Raw genomic sequence first — 22,112 nt, 5'->3', positions numbered from 1 at the left:
GGCTGCTTTCTCATACCCGCGGTTTCAAGAAAGCCCGTTTTCAGAGTACAATGCCCGTTTTCCTTTTGCAGGCTGCTTTTCATGAACCACATCCGCGATTATCTGCAAACGCAGGCACTGACCGCATTAAACGCGCAAGACATCGCCCTGTCGCGGCTGGCGACGCAAACCGTCATCGCCAATGCCCGCGCCCACATCGAACCGCAGCTGTTGCAGCATCCGCAGCTGCCCGAACATTTGGCGGGCAACATGGCGGCACTGGCGCGGTTGTTCATGGCATTGGACGCGGCCTATTCGCGCCACCCCGTCCAAAGCGCCACCTTATACGCCCTGCTGCCCGAAGACGCGCAACTGGTACGCCTTGCCCACATGGGCGCCGCCACCGAAAACCTGCTGCCCGTCAGCGAAGAAAACGCCTGGCATTATCTGGCCGTCCGCACTGCACAATCGGGCTGGGCAAACATTGCCGACCACATTGCCCGCTGGCTCGAAATTGGCGAACTGCGCGGCAGCCACAACCAACGCGCCGCCTGCCAAACCAGCCTGCCCGTGTGCGGCGAAGACGGCGCAGTGTATGGCGTTTTGCATTTAGAACACGCACAGAAATTATCCGACGAAGAAGTGGCCGCGTGGGTCGGCTTGGCATTGGGCGTGTTGCCCGTGCTGCGCGAACTGCTGCCGCATGCCGAAGCCGAACCGGCCGAATAAACGTGCAGGCTGCTTTTGACGCGGCCGCACCCTATTTTATCAACACAATATACTTATATTTCATATTATTACATCATGAACACATCACCCATCGAACACATTACCTCCTGCCGCCTGCCCACCGAGCACGGCGTTTTCCAAATGCACGGCTTCATCGACCAACGTACAGGGCAAGAACACGTTGCACTGGTGATGGGCGACGTGGCGGACGGCGAGCCCGTTTTGTCGCGCATCCATTCCGAATGCCTGACGGGCGACGCGCTGTTTTCGCAAAAATGCGATTGCGGCCCGCAGTTGCAGGCTGCTTTGGCGGCGATTCAAGCCGAAGGGCGCGGCGTGCTGGTGTATTTGCGGCAGGAAGGCCGCGGCATCGGGCTCATCAACAAAATCCGCGCCTATGCCCTGCAAGACCAAGGCATGGACACGGTGGAAGCCAATCTGGCTTTGGGGCTGCCCGTGGATGCGCGCGATTTCAGCATCGCCAAGCATATTTACGATTACCTGAACGTGCAGGCCGTGAAACTGCTGACCAACAACCCCGAAAAACTGCAAACCCTGCGCGACTGCGGCATCCGCATTGCCGAACGCGTGCCGTTGGTGGTGGGCATAAACCCCGAAAATCAAGGCTATCTGCATACCAAAGCTGAAAAACTCAACCATTTGATACGGGATTAAGGCGCAGGCACGCGTATTCCTGCTGCTTTCCTAACGCAAAAAGCAGCCTGCACCCCCGTTTTCGAGGTGCAGGCTGCTTTTTCAGGTTTCTGGCAATGCGGAAAATTTAACGAATCCCCGCCTTCTTCACATCGGCCACAAAGCCCATGTCGTTAATGCGGATGTGGCGGAACAGCCAGCCTTCCAGCAGGTTCAGCATATCGTTGGTCACGTCTTCGCCGTTGTCGAAGCGTTGTTGGTATTCCAACACTTTGTTCACAAAATTCAAATGCACTTTTTTGTGCGCGTCCACCAATCGGTAGTTCGCCTCTTCCAACATCCGCTCTTCGTATGCGAAATGGTCGGCCGTATAAAAAATCAGCTCTTCCAACACCTTGCCGATTTTTTCGCGGTCGTTGGTTTCGTTCGCCACATACAGCTGCTCCAAGCACTCCACCAAATGTTTGTGCTGATCGTCAATATCTTTGAAGCCCGTTTCCAAATCGTGCGTCCAAAAAACATAAGCCATGATTGTCGTTCCTTTTTTTCGGGGTGGTTAATCGGTGTAATTGCCCGCCCAACTGCGGATTCGCGGTTCTTCTTTTTTCACTTCGGGTTTGGGCGCTGGCGGCGGCTCGGGGGCTTTTGGCTCTTCTTTCACTTCCACCGGCTGCGGTGCAGGCTGCTTGGGCGCATCGTCCTGAAGCGAAAACACCAGCGTTGGCGCAACAGGTTCGGGGGCAGGTTCTGGCTGCGGCGTGGGCGCGGCCGCCTCTTCGTGTCCCACTTCGCCGTATTCCTGGCTCTGCGCCGCCAGTTGCGCCGCATAATCGGGGCTGTCGTGATACACGCCCGCTTCATTTACGCTGTTGATATAGCCTTTGTCGTTGATTTTGATGTGGCGGAACAGCCAGCCGTCCAAACTGGTCAGCAATTCGTCGCTCACATCTTCGCCGCTGTGCAGCTTGGCGTGCAAATCCATCAGTTTATTGACAAAATTCTGGTGGACGCGGCGGTGCGGCTCCACCAGCGGATAATGCGCGTCTTCCATCAGTTTTTCTTCGTATTCGAAATGCGAATGCGCGCTGGCAATCAAATCGAACAGCACAATGCTCATGCGTTCTTTATCGCCGGCTTCGTTGGCTTGGTAGAATTTGTTGATGTGGAACACAAGCTCTTGATGCTGTTTGTCGATGTCGTGAAAACCCGTGTCCAAATCGGACGTCCACTCGATGAGTTTCATATTCTGTTCTCTTGCGCAATGAATTGATTTAACAAGATGATTATAGCGGTTATCCCGATATCCGACCAAGCGGCTTTTCGCCCTTTGTTGCGCAATTTAGACAATTATTAACCTAACTCAAATCGTATCCGTGCCCAAACTGGGCGGGCATTCGGGCGGATACGGGTGCAGGCTGCTTTTCGGCTTCACGATGCCAACCGGCGGTGCAGTTCAATCACTTTTTCGGGCTGCAGTTTGCGCATACAGTCGTGGTGTCCCAACGGGCATTCGCGCTGGGCGCAGGGGCTGCACGGCAGGTTCAGCGTGGCGATTTCGGCGGTGTCGCTCAAAGGCGGCGCGTGCTTCGGGTCGGTCGAGCCGTACACCGCCACCACGCGGCAGCCCACCGCGGCGGCAATGTGCATCAAGCCGCTGTCGTTCGCCACCACGCCGTCGGCACACGCCAGCAAATCAATGGCCTCGCCCAAATCGGTTTTGCCACACAGGTTCACGCAGCCGCCGCCCGCCATTTGGTTGATGGATTCGGACACTTCGAAATCTTTGGGCGAGCCGAACAGCCACACCTGCCAACCCTGTGCCAGATAATACCGCGCCGTTGCCGCGTAATGTTCGGGCAGCCAGCGTTTGGCCGTGCCGAACTCCGCGCCGGCACACAAGGCCATGATGTTCGGTTCGCGCGTCAGGCCGTATTTGTGCAGCGCGGCGGCCTGCCGTTCGGGGCGGACGCTTAATTGCGGGAAGGTTGAGCCACCGAACGTTTCGCCTTTTTCATCGGCCAACGCGGTGTATCGGTCCACCATTAAATACAGCGCCTGCTTGTCCAGCTTGCGCGCGTCGTTCAGCCAGCCGTAACGGAATTCGCCCACATAACCCGTGCGCTGCTTCGCGCCGGTGGCGGCTGCCACAATGACGGATTTCAGCGAATTGGGTAACACGATGACTTGGTCGTAGCCTTGCAGGCTTCTGCCCGTTTTCCAACGCTGCGCGAAGGCCAGCGCGCCGTGCCCGAACGGGTTTTCAATAATGTTGCTGATTTCGGGCATCCGCTCGAACACCGCCATCGACCATTTGGGCGCGAACACGTCGATGCGGCAGCCGGGATGTTTTTCGTGCAGGCGGCGGTACAGCGGCTGCGTCATCACGCAATCGCCAATCCATGAAGGCGAAATAATCAATATGCGCTTGGTCATAGGCGTTCCTTTTGAAAAGCAGCCTGCACCCCGTCAAATAGAGTGCAGGCTGCTTTTTGCATTTCCTGTTTTATAGTGAATTAAAATCGCAATGATACGGCGTTGGCTCGCCTTGACGTACTACCTGTACGCCTGGCGGCTCGCCGCCTTGTCTCATTTTTATTTTAATCCACTATATCGTTGGCAGACGGCTGCAACACGGCCGACCGTCATCCGCCGTTTCGGTTCGGCGCGGGCAGATGCCGCCATTATACGCCATCTGCCTGCCGTCAAAAAAGCAGCCTGCACCTTCAAAACACCGTGCAGGCTGCTTTTACATTTACCGAACCTCACTGGGCACTATGGTTTTTTCCACGCTGCGGCGACGCAGTACAAACCGTTTCCGCGCTTCCAGCCATTCATACACATTGGTCGTTTTGTACTGGACGATTTGGTCGTCCCTCCCTTCGATTTCGCTGTAATGGCAGTTGGCGGAAACGAACAGGCGGCTGTTCGGGCGGTAATAGAAAATATCCGCCTCTTCTTGACCGTCCCGCCGGTAGCAGCCGTGCAACGGATAATCGGTGCCAAGCGGGAAATCGTAGGTTTTGCCCGTGCGCGCGTCAATCATCACGCCCGATTGGCAGCTGATGCCGCAGCCCCAAATGGCTGGAATGTAATAGCTGCCGAAGCCGATTTTATCGTAGCGCGCATTTTTAATGCGACTGCGGACAACATTCCACCGGCGCGGCACAATCGGCGCGTGATGATGGCCTTTATACACTTCGCCGCTGGAATATTTGGCGAAATCATAATGCGGCTGATACGGTTTGCCGTGCGCGGCGGCGGCAAGCAGAAAGGTGGTAAGCAGCAGGGCTTTCATGGGGTTCTCCTTGTAGATGGTCGGGATTTTGCGGTTATTTTTTCCAGCCGACCGCCAGCTGGTACAGCGCTTTTTTGTTTTCGCCCGTGATTTTGGCGGCCAAATCCGCAGCCTGCTTGGTCGGCAGTTCGGCGGCCAGGATTTTCATGATGTTTTGCGCTTCTTCGGGCAATGTGTCGGATTTTTCGGCAACGGCGGGATACACCACCAGCACCATTTCGCCGCGCGACTGGTTGCTGTCGGCCGCCAAAGCAGCCTGCACTTCCTGCACGCTGCCGCTGATGAAGGTTTCGAAGGTTTTGGTGATTTCGCGCGCCAGCAGGATGTGGCGCTCTGGGAACACGCGCATCATGTCGTCCAAGGCGGCGGCGATGCGGTGCGGCGTTTCAAAGGCGATGATGGGATAATCCACCGCCAGCCAGCGTTCAAAGCATTTGATACGCTCGCCCGATTTGGGCGGCAGAAAACCGTGGAAATAGAAATTCGGTTCGCTCACGCCGGCCACGCACAAAGCGCCCATCACGGCGCTGGCCCCCACCACGGGCACCACGCGGAATCCTGCCTCACGCACGCGCGCCGCCAGTTTCGCGCCCGGGTCGCACACGGCGGGCGTGCCCGCATCGGAAATCTGCGCCACGCTCTGCCCGCCTTCCAGCGCGGCAATGATTTTGTCTGCCATCTGCTGTTCGTTGTGTTCGCGCACGGACAGCAGCTTGGCACTGATGCCGTATGCCGACAAAAGCTGTGCCGACACGCGCGTGTCTTCGGCGCACACCAAATCGACCGTTTGCAGCACGGCAAGGGCGCGCAGGGTGATGTCGGCCAGATTGCCGATGGGCGTGGCCACGATATACAGGGTTTGCGGCTGAACGCTGTCGAGTGCTTTTTGAAAATGTTTCTGCATGGCGGCCTTTCGGGGTGCAGGCTGCTTTTGGGGCACCCGCATGATGGTTCGGAAGGGTTTATCGGTATGATTATATAGCAGACTAAAATGGCAATGCCACTGCGCCGGTTCGGCTTGGAGCAAGCGTCGGGCTTGGGCAGGCATGGTTGGTTTTCGGCGGCCGGCGTTTTTCTAGGGCAGCCCTTGTGAATTTCGGAAAGGCTGCCTAAACATCTGCGGCCTTATTTCCAATCAATCAGTGGCAGAACCTGTGATGCCGGTGTAGAGGCCGCTTTGCGGGCTATACACGGTCCAAAAATAAGTACCCCACCATTCGCGGCCGTCTGCGAAATAGTCGGAACACTCGGTATCCCATGTGTAAGCTTCGATATCGTGCAGGCTGCCAAACAGCTCTTGGCAAAAATTGAGGAAATATTCTCCGGTTTCACGGACAGTGCGGCCGAAATGAGCGGGATAAGGCGGATTGAGGAAAGCGTGGCAGAAGGCGTTGTCGGGCGGGTTTCGAGCGAAGGCACGTTCGGCATCGGTTTCGCTGTCATGGAAAAGGAGGCGACCAAATTGGCTGTCCTGCCCTCGCACGATGAGGCGGTTGTGCAGTAAATCGAGCTGGTTGCCGTAGAATTCCATCGTGTTGATTTTGCGCCCCATATCGACCTGCAAGCTGAAATGTCGGGCAATCGGGGTGGGTGCGGGCACTTGGTATCGGGTCGCGCGTTCGGCAGCCTGTTCGTTGTGTTCGTCAATCACGGCGTGCAGGGTGCGGCGGGCGGCATCCAGATGGTATTCGCGGCGTTCAGCTTCGTTGGCGGCAGCGGCGGCATAAGCGAACTGTTGAAAGTCGAGCACGCCGCCGAGCTTGTGGAAACGGTCGATGGAGGCGCGGCGTTGGTGGTACTGCCATTCGGGCAGGCCGGCATGAGGCAGGGTTTCGAAGCGTAGTAAGGACATATTGTCTGAAATTTGGCGATATAGCGAATTAAAACCGCAATGAGACAGCATTAGCCCGCCCCAAAAGCAGCCTGCACCGTTTCAACTGTTCCGCAGTTTCCAGCCCGTGCGCAGCAGCGTGTAGGCAATGGTGCAGGCGGTGAGTGCGAAGGCGGTGCTCATGCCGGCGGACAGCAGTGGCGACACATCCGACACGCCGAAAAAGGCATAACGGAAGCCGTCAATCAGATAAAAAATCGGGTTGGCATAACTCACGGCGCGCCAGAAGCTGGGCAGGCTGTCCAGCGAATAAAACACGCCCGACAAAAACGTGAGCGGCATGATGAAAAAGTTTTGGAAGGCGGCCAACTGGTCGAATTTTTCTGCCCAAATGCCAACCACCAAACCCAGCGACGACATGAAAAAGCAGCCTGCACCCGCCAGCACGAATGCCAACACGGGATGCTGCGGCAGGGGCAATCCAAACGGCAGCACAGCCAGCAGCACACCAAGCCCCACCATCATGCCGCGTACCCATGCCGCGCCCGTGTAGGCCAGAAAAAGAGCGGCGGGCGACAGCGGCGGCAGCAGGATAAACACCAGGTTGCCCGTGAGCCGCGACTGCATCAGGCTGGACGATGTGTTGGCAAAGGCATTCTGCGTCATGCTCATCATAGCCAGGCCGGGCATCAGGAACACGGTATAGGCAATATCAGGCAGCGGCGCGGCATGGCGGCCGACGGCGTGCGCGAAAATCAGTTGGTACAGCAAGGCGGTCAATATGGGCGCGCCAATGGTTTGCAGCCAAACTTTGCCGAAACGCGCCACTTCTTTGCGCCACAGGGTGTAGCAGCCAATCCAATTCATAAAGTTTCCTGTCCGTTGTGTGCCGTCAGGTGCATAAACACCTGTTCCAAATTGGGTTTCTCAATATCCATCGCTTCTATGCGGCAGCCTGCAGCCTGCAACTGCGCCACGGCTTCGCCCAGTTGGCGGTAATCGTCCAGCAGCAGGGTGTAGCGGAAATCGGGCGATTGGGCGGTGCAGGCTGCCTGCAAAGATTCGGGCAGGGCTTTATCAAGCGTGATATGCAATATCAGCCGTGCTTCTTGGCGCAACAGGTTTTCGGTGGTGTCCAGTGCCACCAGCCGCCCCTGCTTCATAATGGCCACACGGCCGCAGTATTGCTCGGCTTCTTCCAGATAATGCGTGGTGAGGACGATGGTGTGCCCCTGCCGATTCAGCGACTGCATAAACTGCCACAGGCTGTGCCGCAGTTCCACGTCCACGCCGGCGGTGGGCTCGTCCAGAATAATCACGGGCGGGCGGTGCACCAACGCCTGCGCCACCATCACGCGCCGCTTCATGCCGCCGGACAAATGGCGCAGATTGGTGTCGGCCTTGTCGTCCAAGCCCAGCCGGTGCAGCATTTCGTCAATCCAGTCGTCGTTGCGGCGCAGGCCGAAATAGCCCGATTGGATGCGCAGCACTTCGCGCACGTTGAAAAACGGGTCGTACACCAATTCCTGCGGCACCAGCCCCAGATTCATCCGCGCTTGATGCGCCTGGCTTTGCACGTCGCAGCCCATAATCCGTATCGTGCCGGACGTGAGCCGGTTCAGCCCGGCAATGGCGGAAATCAGCGTGGTTTTACCCGCGCCGTTGTGGCCGAGCAAGGCAAAAAATTCGCCCCGCGCCACGTCAAACGAAATATCGCGGACGGCTTGGAAACCGTTTTGATAGCGTTTGCAGGCATTGGCGATATGGAGGGCGGTGTCGGTCATGCGGCGGCCTTTGCGGGAAATGAAGATGGGTGGGTGGGAAAAGTGCAGGCTGCTTTCGGGCAATCAAAAAGCAGCCTGCACTTGTGGTTCTGTATTGGCCGTGGCGGCATGTTCGGGCAGTCTGCACTTTGGCATTTGCCTGTTATAGTGAATTAAAATCGCAATGATACGGCGTTGGCTCGCCTTGACGTACTATTTGTACGCCTTGCGGCTCGCCGCCTTGTCTCATTTTTATTTTAATCCACTATATCCATGTCGGCACAGCCCATAAAACTTCCGGCAACCCGAAAAGCAGCCTGCACTTTTCGGGTTGCCGGAAATCCGTTTTACGCTTCCGTATTTTCGGCTGAAGCATCCGCTACTTCGTTGTCCGCGAACGCCGCAATATCCGCTTCCGCTTCCATTGCTCTTGCGGCGGTGCGTTGCGCTGCCCACGCGGCACGGCGGCTGCGGTGGTAGCTCAAGCCCGTACCGGCAGGAATCAGGCGGCCGACAATCACGTTTTCCTTCAAACCGCGCAAATCGTCCCTGCGGCCCATAATCGCCGCTTCGGTCAGCACGCGCGTGGTTTCTTGGAACGATGCGGCAGAAATGAAGCTGTCGGTGCTCAAAGAGGCTTTGGTAATACCCAGCAGCACGTTTTCAAAGCGTGCCGGCTCTTTGCCTTCCGCCAACGCCTGTTCGTTCGCCATCATCACTTCGGCGCGTTCCACCTGTTCACCGGTAATGAAGTTGGTGTCGCCCGCATCCACGATGTTCACGCGGCGCAGCATTTGGCGGATGATGACTTCGATGTGCTTGTCGGAAATCTTCACACCTTGCAGGCGATACACTTCCTGCACCTCTTGCACGATGTAGCGCGTCAGCTCTTCAATGCCTTTCAGGCGCAGAATATCGTGCGGATCCACTGCTCCGTCGACCACCGTTTCGCCTTTGTTCACCACTTGGCCGTCATGCACCAGGATTTGCTTGTCTTTGGAAATCAGCGTTTCGTATGCCACGCCGTCCAAATCGGTAATTACCAAGCGCTGTTTGCCTTTGGTTTCCTTACCGAACGATACGGTGCCGGTCACTTCTGCCAACATGCCCGCATCTTTGGGGATACGCGCTTCAAACAGCTCGGCCACGCGCGGCAGACCGCCGGTAATATCGCGGGTTTTGGTCGAAGCCTGCGGGATACGTGCCAACACATCACCCTTGCCGACTTCCTGGCCTTCGCGCACCTGAATAATCGCACCCACTTGGAATGCCAGTGTTACAGGCGTTTCCGTGCCGGGGATTTTCACCGGTTCGCCATTTTCGTCCAACAATTTCACTGTTGGGCGCAACAATTTGCTGGCGCTGTTGCGGCGTTTGCCGTCAATCACCACCATTGTAGACAAGCCGGTAATCGGGTCGGTTTGACGGGTAACGGTTACGCCTTCTTCCACATTTTCAAATTCCACGCGGCCGGCATATTCGGTAATCATCGGATGCGTGTGCGGGTCCCAAGTCGCCAGAGTCGTACCGGCTTTCAGCACATCGCCGTCGTTCACTTTCAGCGTCGCACCGTAAGGGATTTTGTGCAGTTCGCGCTCGCGGCCAGCCGTATCCAAAATCATGATTTCGCACGAACGGCCGATGACAATCAACTCGCCTTTGTTGTTGGCGATGTAGCGCATTTGACCGCCGAAGCGCACCGTACCGTTGGATTTGGCTTCCACTTGGCTGGCAGCTGCCGCACGGGATGCCGCACCACCGATGTGGAAGGTACGCATCGTCAATTGCGTGCCCGGTTCGCCGATGGACTGCGCCGCAATCACACCGACGGCTTCGCCGGCATTCACCAGTTTGCCGCGTGCCAAGTCGCGGCCGTAGCATTTCGCACACAGGCCGTAGCGGGTTTGACAAGTAATCGGTGTGCGGACTTTCACTTCGTCCACGCCGGAATTGTCAATCAAATCCACTAATTTTTCATCCAGCAACGTGCCGGCTTCAATCAGCGTGCTGCCGGTGTTGGGGTCAATCACGTCGGTGGCGGTTACACGGCCCAAAATACGATCACGCAGCGGCTCAATGATGTCGCCGCCCTGTACCACGGCCTTCATGCTGAAGCCTTCGCTGGTGCCGCAGTCGTCTTCCACCACCACCAAGTCTTGGGTAACATCCACCAGACGGCGGGTCAGGTAACCGGAGTTGGCAGTTTTCAACGCGGTATCCGCCAAGCCTTTACGCGCACCGTGGGTCGCAATAAAGTATTGCAATACAGTCAGGCCTTCGCGGAAGTTCGCGGTAATCGGCGTTTCGATAATCGAACCGTCCGGTTTCGCCATCAAGCCACGCATACCGGAAAGCTGCTTAATCTGCGCCGCAGAACCACGCGCACCGGAGTCCGCCATCATATAGATGGAATTGAACGACTCTTGGTTCACTTCTTTGCCTTCGCGGTCAATCACTTTTTGGGTGGACAGGTTGTCCATCATCGCTTTGGCAATCTTATCGCCTGCACGGCCCCAAATATCGACCACTTTGTTGTAGCGTTCGCCGTTGGTCACCAAACCTTGGCGGTATTGGTCTTCGATTTCCTTCACTTCGGCATTGGCTTCGGCCAGCAGTTTCGGTTTTTCTTTCGGGATTTCCATATCGTCCACGCAGATGGAGATGCCGCCTTTTGCCGCAAAAGCAAAACCGGTATACATCAGGTGGTCGGCAAAAATCACGGTATCGCGCAGGCCGCACAGGCGGAACGATGCGTTAATCAGACGGGAAATTTCTTTTTTCTTCAACGCCTTGTTGATGTATTCAAACGGCAAACCTTTTGGCAGGATTTCACTCAGCAGCGCACGTCCCACCGTGGTTTCGTAGCGTTTGACAACGGGTTGCAGTTCGCCCTCTTCGTCGCGTTCCCATTCGCGCAGGCGCACGGTAATTTTCGTGCCCAGCTCCACTTGTTTGGTGTGGTAGGCGCGGTGTACTTCTTTCACGTCGGAAAACAGCGTGCCTTCCCCTTTACCGTTGATTTTGTCGCGCGTCATGTAGTACAGACCCAACACGATGTCTTGGGACGGCACGATAATCGGCTCGCCGTTGGCGGGTGCCAGCACGTTGTTGGATGCCAGCATCAGCGTGCGCGCTTCCATTTGCGCTTCCAAGCTCAAAGGAACGTGAACCGCCATTTGGTCGCCGTCAAAGTCAGCGTTGAACGCGGCACACACCAAGGGATGCAGCTGGATGGCTTTACCTTCAATCAAAATCGGCTCAAATGCCTGAATACCCAAACGGTGCAGGGTGGGCGCACGGTTCAGCAGAATCGGGTGTTCGCGGATGACTTCTTCCAGAATATCCCAAACTTCCGGCACTTCCTGCTCAACCAGTTTTTTGGCTGCCTTCACGGTAGTTGCCAGTTCGCGCTGTTCCAACTTGTGGAAAATAAACGGTTTGAACAGTTCCAACGCCATTTTTTTCGGCAGGCCGCATTGGTGCAGGCGCAGGTATGGGCCCACGGTAATCACGGAACGGCCGGAATAGTCCACGCGTTTACCCAGCAGGTTTTGGCGGAAACGGCCGCTTTTGCCTTTAATCATATCGGACAGCGATTTCAGCGGACGTTTGTTCGCGCCGGTCATGGCTTTGCCGCGGCGGCCGTTGTCCAGCAGACTGTCCACCGCTTCTTGCAACATGCGTTTTTCGTTGCGGACGATAATGTCGGGCGCGCGCAGTTCCAACAGGCGTTTCAAGCGGTTGTTACGGTTGATGACGCGGCGGTACAAATCGTTCAAATCGGAAGTGGCGAAACGGCCGCCGTCCAACGGTACCAACGGACGCAAATCGGGCGGCAGCACGGGCAGCACGTCCATAATCATCCATTCCAGCTTCATGCCGCTGCGTTGGAAGGCTTCCAGCACTTTCAGGCGTTTGGCGATTTTTTTGATTTTGGTTTCGCTGCTGGTGCTTTGCAGTTCTTGGCGCAGGATTTCGATTTCCTGTTCCACGTTCAGGCTGCGCAACAGTTCGCGCACGCCTTCCGCGCCCATGTGTGCGTCAAACTCTTCGCCGTATTCCTCCAATTTGGCGTAATAGTCTTCTTCGGTCAGCAGTTGGCGGCGTTGCAGCGGGGTCAGGCCGGGGTCGGTCACCACGAATGCTTCAAAATACAGCACGCGCTCGATGTCGCGCAGGGTCATGTCCAACACCATGCCCAAGCGGGACGGCAGCGATTTCAAAAACCAGATGTGGGCAACGGGCGCGGCCAGTTCGATGTGGCCCATGCGTTCGCGGCGCACTTTGGTGAGCGTGACTTCCACGCCGCATTTTTCACAGGTTACACCTTTGAATTTCAAACGTTTGTATTTGCCGCACAAGCACTCGTAGTCTTTCACTGGGCCGAAGATTTTGGCGCAGAACAAACCGTCGCGCTCGGGTTTGAAGGTGCGGTAGTTGATGGTTTCGGGTTTTTTCACTTCGCCGTAGGACCATGAACGGATGGTCTCGGGCGAGGCGATGCCGATTTTGATGGCATCAAATTCTTCAGAGCCTGCTTGTTGCAGAGGTGCGAACAGGTCGGTTAAGTTCATTTTTTGCTCCTGTTGAGAGAATTTTTTCGAGTGCTTGGGGTTTGGGTTATGGGGTGCAGGCTGCTTTTAGGGCGTTCGGCGCGGGCATTAAGCCTTTTGGCAGGTCATGTCGTTTCTGTCGCCCTGCATGCGGACGCGCATAGTGCCGTTGCCGATTTGCTTAACCTGCATTTGCAGGCGGCCTAGTTTGCCGATAGTACTTCTCATCTGGGCAAACGTTTCGTTATCCGTTTCGCGCCATGCGGCGGTGCGGATTTTTTCAGGATTGTGCCGTCGCTCGACATTAGTGGTTTTGATATTCAAACCGACTTTCTCTGCGGTTAGCGTCCAAGTGCCGTTGCCAATATGACGGTACGTCAGGGTTTCGTCTTTAGGCGTGCCGGGGAAGGGAATCGTTATATCTACTGTAGCGGATACTTCCTGCCCATTGCCGAACGTAAACGCCATCGGCGTTTTATCGGCGGCGGTGCACTGCCATTTGCCGACCAGTTGCGCTTTTTGAATGACGGCAGGTTTGGCCAACACGGGCGCGACGGCAAACAATGCGGCCAAAAAAATCAGGTATTTTTTCTGCATAACAGTTTCTTTCTATGGACTTCGAAGGGTGCAGGCTGCTTTTTGGGGTTTCAGGCTGCCTGAAAACGCTAGCGGTAGGTTTGGCAGGACACGTCTTCGTCTTTGCAGAACATTTCGTTGTGCGCCGCGCGGCATTGGCGGATAACGTCCAAACGTGCCCTGCCCCGATTGGTGTTTTCGGCGCGGAAGGTTTGTGTAAACGCCTTCAGCCGACAGACATACACGGCTTGTCCGTCATCGCTTCGCCGTCCGTGCCGTTCTGCCAGCAGGCGGTTAACCTGTTCGGTCAGCACGTTCACTCGGTGTTCCAATTCGGCGATGCGCTCGCTGTCGCTTGGGGCGGCGTGCGCGGCAGGCTGCACCAAAAGCAGGGCGGCAGCCAAAATAGCGGCGGTTTTATTCATCATTCACGATTCCTTTTGCAATATTCGGCGGGTGCAGGCTGCTTTTTCGGGCAGCCCGAACCGTCAGGCAATCATCATAAAGCCGCCCATAATCACAACCACGGCCACGACAAAAATCGCCACGCCGAGCACGCCGCGCTGCCAGCCCTGCAATTCGTCCCATGCTTCGCTAAACCGCGAAAACGGGATGCCGGACGAGGTTTCCAAGAACCCCATCATCGCCACCACCAAAGGCAGCGCAAACAAAATCAGCTTGAATGCACCGCCCGATGTGGAAGGCTTGCCGGACATCAGCCACAGCAACATCAACACACTGGCCGCGCCGCCTACCATCAATTTTTTCAATCCAAGGCTGCGGACTTCCTGTCTTTGCTTGGCCAATTTGCGTTCTGTTCTGGGCATTGCTGTTTTCCCTATGATTTATCCTGATGTGCAGGCTGCCTGAAAAGCAGCCTGCACCCCGTTAGTTCTGTTCCAAATCGATATCCAGACCCAGCGAGCGGATTTCCTTGACAATCACATTGAACGACTCAGGCATACCCGCATCGATTTTGTGTTCGCCTTTGACGATGTTTTCGTACATTTTGGTACGGCCTGTAACGTCGTCGGATTTCACGGTCAGCATTTCCTGCAAGGTATATGCCGCACCGTAGGCTTCCAACGCCCACACCTCCATCTCACCGAAACGCTGGCCGCCGAACTGGGCTTTACCGCCGAGCGGCTGCTGGGTAACGAGCGAGTACGGGCCGGTTGAACGGGCGTGCATTTTCTCGTCCACCAAGTGGTGCAGTTTCAGATAGTGCATCACACCCACGGTAACCTTGCGGTCAAACGGTTCGCCGGAGCGGCCGTCATACAGGGTGATTTGGGTTTTGGTATCGTTGAAGCCCAATTTCTGCACGTCGGGGTCATTGCTCGGATAAGCCAGTTCCAGCATGTCGTAGATTTCTTTTTCCTTCGCGCCGTCAAACACAGGGGAAGCGAAAGTCGCCCCTTTGCGCAGATTGTCGGCCAGCAACAGGATTTCGTCGTCCGACAGGCTGTCCAAGTCCTCTTTGTGCGCCGCGTTTTTGTTGTACAGCTCGTTCAGGAACTTGCGGATTTCTTTCACTTTACGCTGTTCGGCAAGCATTTTGTCGATGCGTTGGCCTATGCCTTTTGCCGCCCAGCCCAAGTGCACTTCCAAAATCTGACCGATGTTCATCCGCGAAGGTACGCCCAACGGATTCAACACAATGTCCACCGTGCGGCCGTCTGCCATGTAAGGCATATCTTCCACCGGCAGAATGCGCGATACCACGCCTTTGTTACCGTGGCGGCCGGCCATTTTGTCGCCCGCCTGCAAGCGGCGTTTGATGGCGATAAACACTTTGACCATTTTTTGCACGCCCGGCGGCAACTCGTCGCCCTGCGTCATTTTTTTCTTTTTCACTTCAAACGCAGCTTCAGCTTCTTCGCGTTTTTGTTGCAGTGAAAGTTTAATCAGTTCAAGCTGCTTGGCGATGTCTTCGTCGGCCACGCGGATATCGAACCAATCGTGGCGGCTCGGCAGTCCGTGCAGGTATTCCGCCGTAATCGCCTTACCTTTGCCCAGTTTCATCGGGCCGCCGTTGGCTTTTTGGCCGACCAGCATACGCTCGATACGGTCAAATGCGTCGTTGTCGAAGATGCGGACTTGGTCGTTCAAGTCTTGACGGTAGCGGCGCAGCTCGGCATCGATAATGGATTGGGCGCGTTTGTCGCGCTGGATGCCTTCGCGTGTGAACACTTGCACGTCAATCACAGTGCCGCTCATGCCGGTTGGCATCCGCAAAGAAGTGTCTTTCACATCCGATGCTTTTTCACCGAAAATCGCACGCAGCAGTTTTTCTTCGGGCGTAAGCTGGGTTTCGCCTTTGGGCGTTACTTTGCCGACCAATACGTCGCCTGCCTCCACTTCCGCACCAATATAGATAATGCCGCTTTCATCCAAACGGTTTTGCATTTTTTCGGACAGGTTCGGAATATCGCGCGTGATGTCTTCCGCACCCAGTTTGGTATCGCGCGCTACGACGTTCAATTCTTCAATGTGGATAGACGTGTAACGGTCGTCCGCAGCCACTTTCTCGCTAATCAGAATCGAGTCTTCGTAGTTGTAGCCGTTCCAAGGCATAAAGGCGATGGTCATATTTTGACCCAAAGCCAATTCGCCCAAGTCTGTGGACGCGCCGTCGGCAATCAAATCGCCGCGTTGCAGCACGTCGCCTTTGTTCACGGCAGGACGCTGGTTGATGTTGGTGGATTGGTTGGAACGTGTGAATTTCACCAAATTGTAAATGTCCACACCACCTTCGGCTGCGGTTGCTTCGTCATCGTGCACACGCACCACCACGCGGTTTGCGTCCACATACTCCACCACGCCGCCGCGACGGGCAACAATGGCGGTTGCACTATCCACGGCCACGGCACGTTCGATGCCCGTACCGACCAATGGTTTTTCGGCGCGCAGGCAAGGCACGGCTTGACGTTGCATGTTCGCACCCATCAAAGCGCGGTTCGCATCGTCATGCTCCAAGAACGGAATCAGCGAAGCGGCAACAGACACCACTTGACCGGTCGCCACGTCCATGTATTGTACGCGGTCGGCAGTCGCCAAAATGGTTTCGCCTTTTTCACGGCAGGTAATCAGTTCGTCTTTCAGTTTGCCGGTTTTCTCATCAATTTCCGAGTTCGCTTGCGCAATTACATAACGTCCTTCTTCAATTGCCGACAGATAATCGATTTCGTTGGTCACTTTGCCGTCCACCACGCGGCGGTACGGTGTTTCCAAGAAACCGTAATCATTGGTGCGCGCATAAACAGACAGCGAGTTAATCAAACCAATGTTCGGACCTTCCGGCGTTTCAATCGGGCAAACGCGACCGTAGTGGGTCGGATGCACGTCGCGCACTTCAAAGCCTGCACGTTCGCGTGTCAAACCGCCCGGACCCAATGCAGACACACGACGTTTGTGCGTGATTTCGGACAGCGGATTGGTTTGGTCCATAAACTGAGACAGTTGGCTGGAACCGAAAAATTCCTTAATGGCAGCAGAAACGGGTTTGGCGTTAATCAGGTCGGTCGGCATCAGACCTTCGCTTTCGGCCTGATTCAGACGCTCTTTCACCGCACGTTCCACGCGCGCCAAACCGGCACGGAACTGGTTTTCTACCAATTCGCCCACGGAACGCACGCGACGGTTACCCAAATGGTCAATATCGTCCACTTCGCCATGGCCGTTGCGCAACTCTACCAACGTGGCAATCGTCATCACGATGTCTTCCACGCTCAAAATATGCAGTTTGGCTTCTTTTTCGCCTACACCGGCAAAAGTTTCATTCAGCAGACGGCCATACCAGTTATTTTCCTGTGCAGGCAGCAATTTTTGCTCATAAGTGCGCGTGTTGAATTTCATGCGGCCAACGCGCGACAAATCGTAGCTCTCCTCTTGGAAGAACATACGGTTGAACAGGGCTTCTACCGCTTCATCGGTAGGCGGTTCGCCAGGGCGCATCATACGGTAAATGGCGATACGTGCAGCCTGCTTGTCGCGTGTTTCATCAGTACGCAACGTTGCCGACAGATAATTGCCCGCATCGGTATCATTGATAAACAAGGTTTTGATTTCTTTCACCTCTTGAATATCCAATTCTGCCAACAATTCTTCCGTAATTTCGCTATTGGCAGCGGCCAGTACCTCACCGGTATCCGGAACGATAATATCGTTGGCCAGGGTTTTGCCCAACAAAATTTCCGCATCAATCGTTAATCGCGTCAATCCTGCTTTTTGAATTTCGCGAATCACTTTACCGTTGATTTGTTTACCCGCCGATACCAACACATTGCCATCGTTGTCCACAATATCGAACTTGGCAGTTTCACCACGCAAACGATCTACGACTAAATCGGTTTGAACACCGTCTTTACCCAAATAATAGGTCTCACAATCGTAAAACATATTCAGCATTTCGCTATCGCTATAGCCCAATGCACGCAACAGAATCGTTACAGGCATTTTGCGACGGCGGTCGATACGGAAATATAACAAGTCCTTCGGATCAAATTCAAAGTCCAACCAAGAACCGCGGTATGGAATAATCCGTGCAGAAAACAGCAATTTGCCAGAAGCATGCGTCTTGCCGCGGTCGTGTTCAAAAAACACACCAGGCGAGCGGTGCAGCTGCGATACAATCACGCGCTCCGTACCGTTAATCACAAACGAGCCACTCGGTGTCATTAGAGGAATTTCGCCCATATACACGGTATTTTCGCGAATCTCTTTTACTTCGCGATCCTCAACCTTAGAGGAGCCCTCTTTATTAAAGATGACCAGTTTGATTTTGGCGCGCAATGGTGCCGCATAGGTAATACCACGCAGCTGACACTCAGGAATATCAAACTCCGGCTCACCCAAAATATACTGTTCAAACTGCAACTCTGCATAACCGTTATTGCTTACGATTGGGAAAATCGAACCAAAAGCAGCCTGCAACCCTTCATCGACACGTTTATCGGCGGCACGGTCTTGTTGCAAAAATTTATCATAGGATTCCAATTGCGTTGTCAGCAAATATGGAACTTCCAAAATGGTCTCACGCTTCGCAAAACTTTTACGAATACGTTTTTTCTCAGTAAACGTATAATTCATTACAAGACACCTCGATTAAAGTACAAATTCCCATGACGATGAAGACACAGGCCGATTTTGGTAAAAATGAGTAAAATATAAACAAATTTTACAAAATAATCTTTTTAAATTCTCTTTATTAGTAATTTTTTGTAAAATTTACTTTTCCAATATATCAAAGCACAACAAGGCTGGTAGTTTTAATACTACCAGCCCTAGTTGTCAAATTGTAAAAATCAAAGATTATTTGATTTCTACTTTTGCACCAGCTTCTTCCAATTGTTTTTTGATGTCATCAGCTTCAGCTTGAGAAACACCTTCTTTCAGTGTTTTAGGAGCGCCGTCAACCAAGTCTTTAGCTTCTTTCAAGCCCAAGCCAGTGATTGCACGAACTACTTTAATCACACCAACTTTTTGATCGCCAGAAGCAGCCAAGATTACATCAAATTCAGTTTTTGCTTCAGCAGCACCAGCAGCACCGCCAGCAGCAGGACCCGCAACTGCAACTGCAGCAGCAGATACACCGAATTTTTCTTCAAAAGCTTTAACCAGCTCGTTCAATTCCATCACAGTCAATTGTTCAACTGCATTCAAAATGTCTTCTTTAGTAATAGCCATGACTATTAAACTCCAAAATATTGATTCAAATTTAAAATGTTAAACAAATAAAATCGTTGAGAAATTAAGCGTTTTCGCTTTCTTTTTTCTCTGCCAAAGCTGCCAAAGCACGGGCAAAGCCAGAAACAGGCGCCTGCATAACGAACAGCAATTTGGACAACAGTTCTTCGCGGCTTGGAATAGATGCCAACTCACCCACTTGGGCAGCATTCATCACATCACCATTATAAGAACCGGCTTTAATAACGATTTTGTCGTCTTTTTTCGCGAATTGGTGCAGCACTTTTGCAGCAGCAACTGCATCTTCAGATGCAGCATAAACCAATGGACCTACCATTTGGTCAGCTAAATTTGCAAAAGAAGTTCCTTCAACTGCACGACGAGCCAATGTGTTTTTCAGAACACGCAAATAAACGCCTTCTTTACGCGCATTGGCACGCAGCTCAGTCATGCTGGCAACACTGATACCGCGATATTCAGCAATTACCATAGTTTGAGCATTGGCAATACCTGCACTAATCTCTTCTACGGCTGCTTTCTTGGTTTCAATATTGAGACTCAAGGTCTACCTCCCACTGTTTATCAAAAGAATAGGATCAGACATCCTACTCCACCAGCGCGGCAACCTGATTAGACATTTTGCAATCACTTGCTTAATATTTTCAGGACTACCGTCTGCGTAGGGTGATTTTTTAAAACTTGCGTTCCCTACGGTCTTGGACTTCTACTTAAATAAATTAAGTAGCCCATTTCAGGCAGCCGGCACAAATACAGACCACCCAAATTCTTTTACTTAATTATTCACGCTTGCAGTATCAACGCGCACACCCAAACCCATTGTGCTGGATACGGCAATTTTTTTCAGATACTGACCCTTAGCAGCAGCTGGTTTTGCTTTCACAATTGCATCCAACAGTGCATCAAAGTTAGCTTTCAAATCAGCCTCTGCAAATGAAGCACGGCCAATCGTTGCATGAACAATACCTGCCTTATCAGTACGGTATTGAACCTGACCTGCTTTAGCATTTTTAACCGCCTCTGCAACATTAGGCGTTACTGTGCCTACTTTAGGGTTTGGCATCAAACCGCGCGGGCCTAAAATTGTACCTAACTGGCCTACAATGCGCATTGCATCAGGAGACGCAATCACCACGTCGAAATCCATATTGCCTTTTTTGATTTCTTCAGCCAAATCCTCGAAACCAACAATATCCGCACCAGCAGCTTTAGCAGCTTCAGCGTTGGCACCTTGCGTAAATACAGCTACGCGTGTTGTTTTACCAGTACCTTTTGGCAAAACAACCGAACCACGAATCACTTGATCAGATTTACGTGGATCTACACCCAAGTTAAAAGATACATCAATAGATTCATCAAATTTAGCAGTAGCTGCTTTTTTTACCAGAGCAACTGCTTCATCAATTGAATACAGCTTGTTGGCCTCAACTGAAGAGCGCAATTCTTTCAAGCGTTTAGAAATCTTAGCCATTACACCACTCCTTCAGTATTCAAACCCATAGAACGCGCAGAACCAGCAATCGTGCGAACTGCCGCATCCAAATCCGCAGCGGTCAAGTCAGGCTCTTTAGTTTTCGCAATTTCTTCCAATTGCGCACGAGTAACCGTGCCAACTTTGTTGGTCAAAGGATTTGAGCTACCACTCTTAATGCCAGCTGCTTTTTTCAAAAGTACAGATGCAGGAGGTGTTTTTAAAACAAAAGTAAAAGATTTATCTGCATACGCCGTAATTACTACTGGCGTTGGCAAACCAGGCTCCAAGCCTTGCGTTGCCGCATTAAATGCTTTACAAAATTCCATAATATTCAAACCGCGTTGACCCAGCGCAGGGCCAACAGGTGGTGATGGATTGGCTTTACCTGCAGGGATTTGCAGTTTGATGTAGCCTACAATTTTCTTTGCCATTTTAAATTAAACTCCAAAAAACGGGTAAAACGCAGAACGATTCCGCTCCCCAAATTAAGCGGGCGATTATAACTGATATTTTTTCAAAGCACAACAGCGAAAATCTATGAAAGCAGCCTGCACTCAAATAAACAATCAGTTAAAACCTCTCACACTATCTTCTCAACCTGTCTTCTCAACCTGGCCAAATTCCAACTCAACAGGAGTCTCCCGACCAAAAATTTGCACCATAACACGTAATTTATTTTTTTCGTACTCTACATGTTCCACAACGCCATTAAAATCAGCGAATGGCCCTTCATTAATGCGCACTTGCTGCCCAATATCAAACTCCACTCGCGGCTTAGGTTTCTTCATTACACCATCTTGAGAAGAGCCGCCAACTTGAGCCATCATGGCATCTACCTCTTTTTGCGTGATAGGGAGGGGGCGATGGACTGTACCGCCAACGAATCCATTAACCTTTGGAATACTCTTAACCAAGTGCCATGAGCTATCCATCATCTCCATTTCTACCAGCACATAACCCGGAAAAAATTTGCGTTCGGATACCGTACGGCGACCATTTTTAATATCCACCACTTCTTCAACCGGTACCAAAATTTGTCCAAAATACTCCTCCATCCCCTCGCGGGCAATACGTTCTTTAAGTGTTTTTTGAACATTCTTCTCAAAGCCAGAATAAGCCTGTACCACATACCAACGTTTCGACATATCCAATTCCTTATTTTTATTTAAGCAGGATCAAATTGATCAGCAAAGACATGATGCTATCCACCCCATAAATGAAAATAGCAAAAATTGTCACAAACACCAAGACGAATCCCGTCATACGCACAGCGTCGGAACGCTTGGGCCACACCACTTTTTTAAATTCTGCTATAGATTCTTTGAAATAACGAAACAGTCTTAAACCACCTTGTTTTTCAGGGCTTGTTTCTTGATTCATAATATTGTCTCAATCTGTTATCTAACAGCTAAATTATCATATAAAAAAAACTAACCAAGTCTCGCCTGGTTAGTTTTTTTGTCTGGCAGGCCAAGTAGGTCTCGAACCTACAACCCTCGGTTTTGGAGACCGATACTCTACCAATTGAGCTATTGGCCTAAACTCTTACAAC

At 53.0% G+C, this 22,112-nt stretch carries 21 protein-coding genes and 1 tRNA gene; 2 read left to right on the top strand and 20 right to left on the bottom strand.

Annotated elements, in window-relative coordinates; translation table 11 throughout:
- Nucleotides 1-81: 81 nt before the first annotated feature.
- Both HMPREF9098_RS07830 and ribA read left to right on the top strand, forming a co-directional pair.
- Nucleotides 82-708, top strand: a complete 627-nt coding sequence (locus HMPREF9098_RS07830; protein WP_003783636.1) for a hypothetical protein — start codon at nucleotides 82-84, stop codon at nucleotides 706-708.
- 75 nt (nucleotides 709-783) lie between these two features.
- A complete protein-coding gene (gene ribA / locus HMPREF9098_RS07825) occupies nucleotides 784-1,383 on the top strand; it encodes a GTP cyclohydrolase II (protein WP_040564365.1) in 600 nt (199 codons plus the stop codon).
- 106 nt (nucleotides 1,384-1,489) lie between these two features.
- On the opposite strand, the gene HMPREF9098_RS07820 is transcribed toward ribA, so the two are convergent.
- The 20 genes from HMPREF9098_RS07820 to HMPREF9098_RS07720 all read right to left on the bottom strand — a co-directional run bounded on the left by HMPREF9098_RS07820 (nucleotide 1,490) and on the right by HMPREF9098_RS07720 (nucleotide 22,099).
- Nucleotides 1,490-1,891: a bacteriohemerythrin gene (locus tag HMPREF9098_RS07820; RefSeq protein ID WP_003783632.1), complete on the bottom strand. Its 402-nt coding sequence runs from the start codon at nucleotides 1,889-1,891 to the stop codon at nucleotides 1,490-1,492.
- A gap of 27 nt (nucleotides 1,892-1,918) precedes the next feature.
- On the bottom strand, nucleotides 1,919-2,605 hold the full coding sequence (locus tag HMPREF9098_RS11210) for a bacteriohemerythrin (RefSeq protein WP_003783630.1): 687 nt from the start codon (nucleotides 2,603-2,605) through the stop codon (nucleotides 1,919-1,921).
- 185 nt (nucleotides 2,606-2,790) lie between these two features.
- On the bottom strand, nucleotides 2,791-3,795 hold the full coding sequence (waaF, locus tag HMPREF9098_RS07805) for a lipopolysaccharide heptosyltransferase II (protein WP_003783628.1): 1,005 nt from the start codon (nucleotides 3,793-3,795) through the stop codon (nucleotides 2,791-2,793).
- 319 nt (nucleotides 3,796-4,114) lie between these two features.
- Nucleotides 4,115-4,657, bottom strand: a complete 543-nt coding sequence (locus tag HMPREF9098_RS11750) for a hypothetical protein (protein WP_003783625.1) — start codon at nucleotides 4,655-4,657, stop codon at nucleotides 4,115-4,117.
- Between the two features lie 34 nt (nucleotides 4,658-4,691).
- Nucleotides 4,692-5,561, bottom strand: coding sequence for a 16S rRNA (cytidine(1402)-2'-O)-methyltransferase (gene rsmI / locus HMPREF9098_RS07795; RefSeq protein WP_040564364.1), 870 nt, complete (start codon nucleotides 5,559-5,561; stop codon nucleotides 4,692-4,694).
- 231 nt (nucleotides 5,562-5,792) lie between these two features.
- Nucleotides 5,793-6,509: a hypothetical protein gene (locus HMPREF9098_RS07790; protein ID WP_003783621.1), complete on the bottom strand. Its 717-nt coding sequence runs from the start codon at nucleotides 6,507-6,509 to the stop codon at nucleotides 5,793-5,795.
- Between the two features lie 81 nt (nucleotides 6,510-6,590).
- Nucleotides 6,591-7,355, bottom strand: coding sequence for an ABC transporter permease (locus tag HMPREF9098_RS07785; RefSeq protein ID WP_003783619.1), 765 nt, complete (start codon nucleotides 7,353-7,355; stop codon nucleotides 6,591-6,593).
- Nucleotides 7,352-8,272, bottom strand: coding sequence for an ABC transporter ATP-binding protein (locus HMPREF9098_RS07780; RefSeq protein ID WP_003783616.1), 921 nt, complete (start codon nucleotides 8,270-8,272; stop codon nucleotides 7,352-7,354). The genes HMPREF9098_RS07785 and HMPREF9098_RS07780 overlap by 4 nt, the downstream gene beginning before the upstream one ends.
- A gap of 326 nt (nucleotides 8,273-8,598) precedes the next feature.
- The gene (rpoC, locus tag HMPREF9098_RS07775; protein ID WP_003783613.1) at nucleotides 8,599-12,825 is read right to left on the bottom strand and encodes a DNA-directed RNA polymerase subunit beta'; all 4,227 of its coding nucleotides are present in this window, start codon (nucleotides 12,823-12,825) and stop codon (nucleotides 8,599-8,601) included.
- A gap of 87 nt (nucleotides 12,826-12,912) precedes the next feature.
- Nucleotides 12,913-13,401, bottom strand: a complete 489-nt coding sequence (locus tag HMPREF9098_RS07770) for a hypothetical protein (RefSeq protein ID WP_003783611.1) — start codon at nucleotides 13,399-13,401, stop codon at nucleotides 12,913-12,915.
- Nucleotides 13,402-13,469: 68 nt separating this feature from the next.
- Nucleotides 13,470-13,808: a hypothetical protein gene (locus tag HMPREF9098_RS07765; RefSeq protein ID WP_003783609.1), complete on the bottom strand. Its 339-nt coding sequence runs from the start codon at nucleotides 13,806-13,808 to the stop codon at nucleotides 13,470-13,472.
- Between the two features lie 60 nt (nucleotides 13,809-13,868).
- Nucleotides 13,869-14,207: a hypothetical protein gene (locus HMPREF9098_RS07760; RefSeq protein ID WP_003783606.1), complete on the bottom strand. Its 339-nt coding sequence runs from the start codon at nucleotides 14,205-14,207 to the stop codon at nucleotides 13,869-13,871.
- Between the two features lie 61 nt (nucleotides 14,208-14,268).
- Nucleotides 14,269-18,471 carry a DNA-directed RNA polymerase subunit beta gene (gene rpoB / locus HMPREF9098_RS07755; protein WP_003783605.1) on the bottom strand — a complete coding sequence of 1,401 codons (4,203 nt, stop codon included), beginning with the start codon at nucleotides 18,469-18,471 and terminating at the stop codon, nucleotides 14,269-14,271.
- Nucleotides 18,472-18,693: 222 nt separating this feature from the next.
- A complete protein-coding gene (rplL, locus tag HMPREF9098_RS07750; protein ID WP_003783603.1) occupies nucleotides 18,694-19,068 on the bottom strand; it encodes a 50S ribosomal protein L7/L12 in 375 nt (124 codons plus the stop codon).
- A 64-nt stretch (nucleotides 19,069-19,132) separates the two neighbouring features.
- Complete coding sequence (gene rplJ / locus HMPREF9098_RS07745) at nucleotides 19,133-19,630, bottom strand: 50S ribosomal protein L10 (RefSeq protein ID WP_003783601.1); 498 nt, start codon at nucleotides 19,628-19,630, stop codon at nucleotides 19,133-19,135.
- A 231-nt stretch (nucleotides 19,631-19,861) separates the two neighbouring features.
- Nucleotides 19,862-20,557, bottom strand: coding sequence for a 50S ribosomal protein L1 (rplA, locus tag HMPREF9098_RS07740; protein ID WP_003783599.1), 696 nt, complete (start codon nucleotides 20,555-20,557; stop codon nucleotides 19,862-19,864).
- Entirely contained in the window at nucleotides 20,557-20,991 is a 435-nt protein-coding gene (gene rplK / locus HMPREF9098_RS07735) for a 50S ribosomal protein L11 (RefSeq protein ID WP_003783596.1), read from the bottom strand. The genes rplA and rplK overlap by 1 nt, the downstream gene beginning before the upstream one ends.
- A gap of 162 nt (nucleotides 20,992-21,153) precedes the next feature.
- Complete coding sequence (nusG, locus tag HMPREF9098_RS07730) at nucleotides 21,154-21,705, bottom strand: transcription termination/antitermination protein NusG (RefSeq protein ID WP_003783591.1); 552 nt, start codon at nucleotides 21,703-21,705, stop codon at nucleotides 21,154-21,156.
- Between the two features lie 16 nt (nucleotides 21,706-21,721).
- Nucleotides 21,722-21,940, bottom strand: coding sequence for a preprotein translocase subunit SecE (gene secE, locus HMPREF9098_RS07725; RefSeq protein ID WP_003783590.1), 219 nt, complete (start codon nucleotides 21,938-21,940; stop codon nucleotides 21,722-21,724).
- An 83-nt stretch (nucleotides 21,941-22,023) separates the two neighbouring features.
- A tRNA-Trp gene (locus HMPREF9098_RS07720) sits at nucleotides 22,024-22,099 on the bottom strand.
- Nucleotides 22,100-22,112 lie beyond the last annotated feature (13 nt).

This window comes from Kingella denitrificans ATCC 33394 (assembly GCF_000190695.1).
Taxonomy (GTDB): domain Bacteria; phylum Pseudomonadota; class Gammaproteobacteria; order Burkholderiales; family Neisseriaceae; genus Kingella_A; species Kingella_A denitrificans.
Note: the sequence above shows the minus strand (reverse complement) of the source record. Positions and strands in the feature narration are given on the sequence as shown.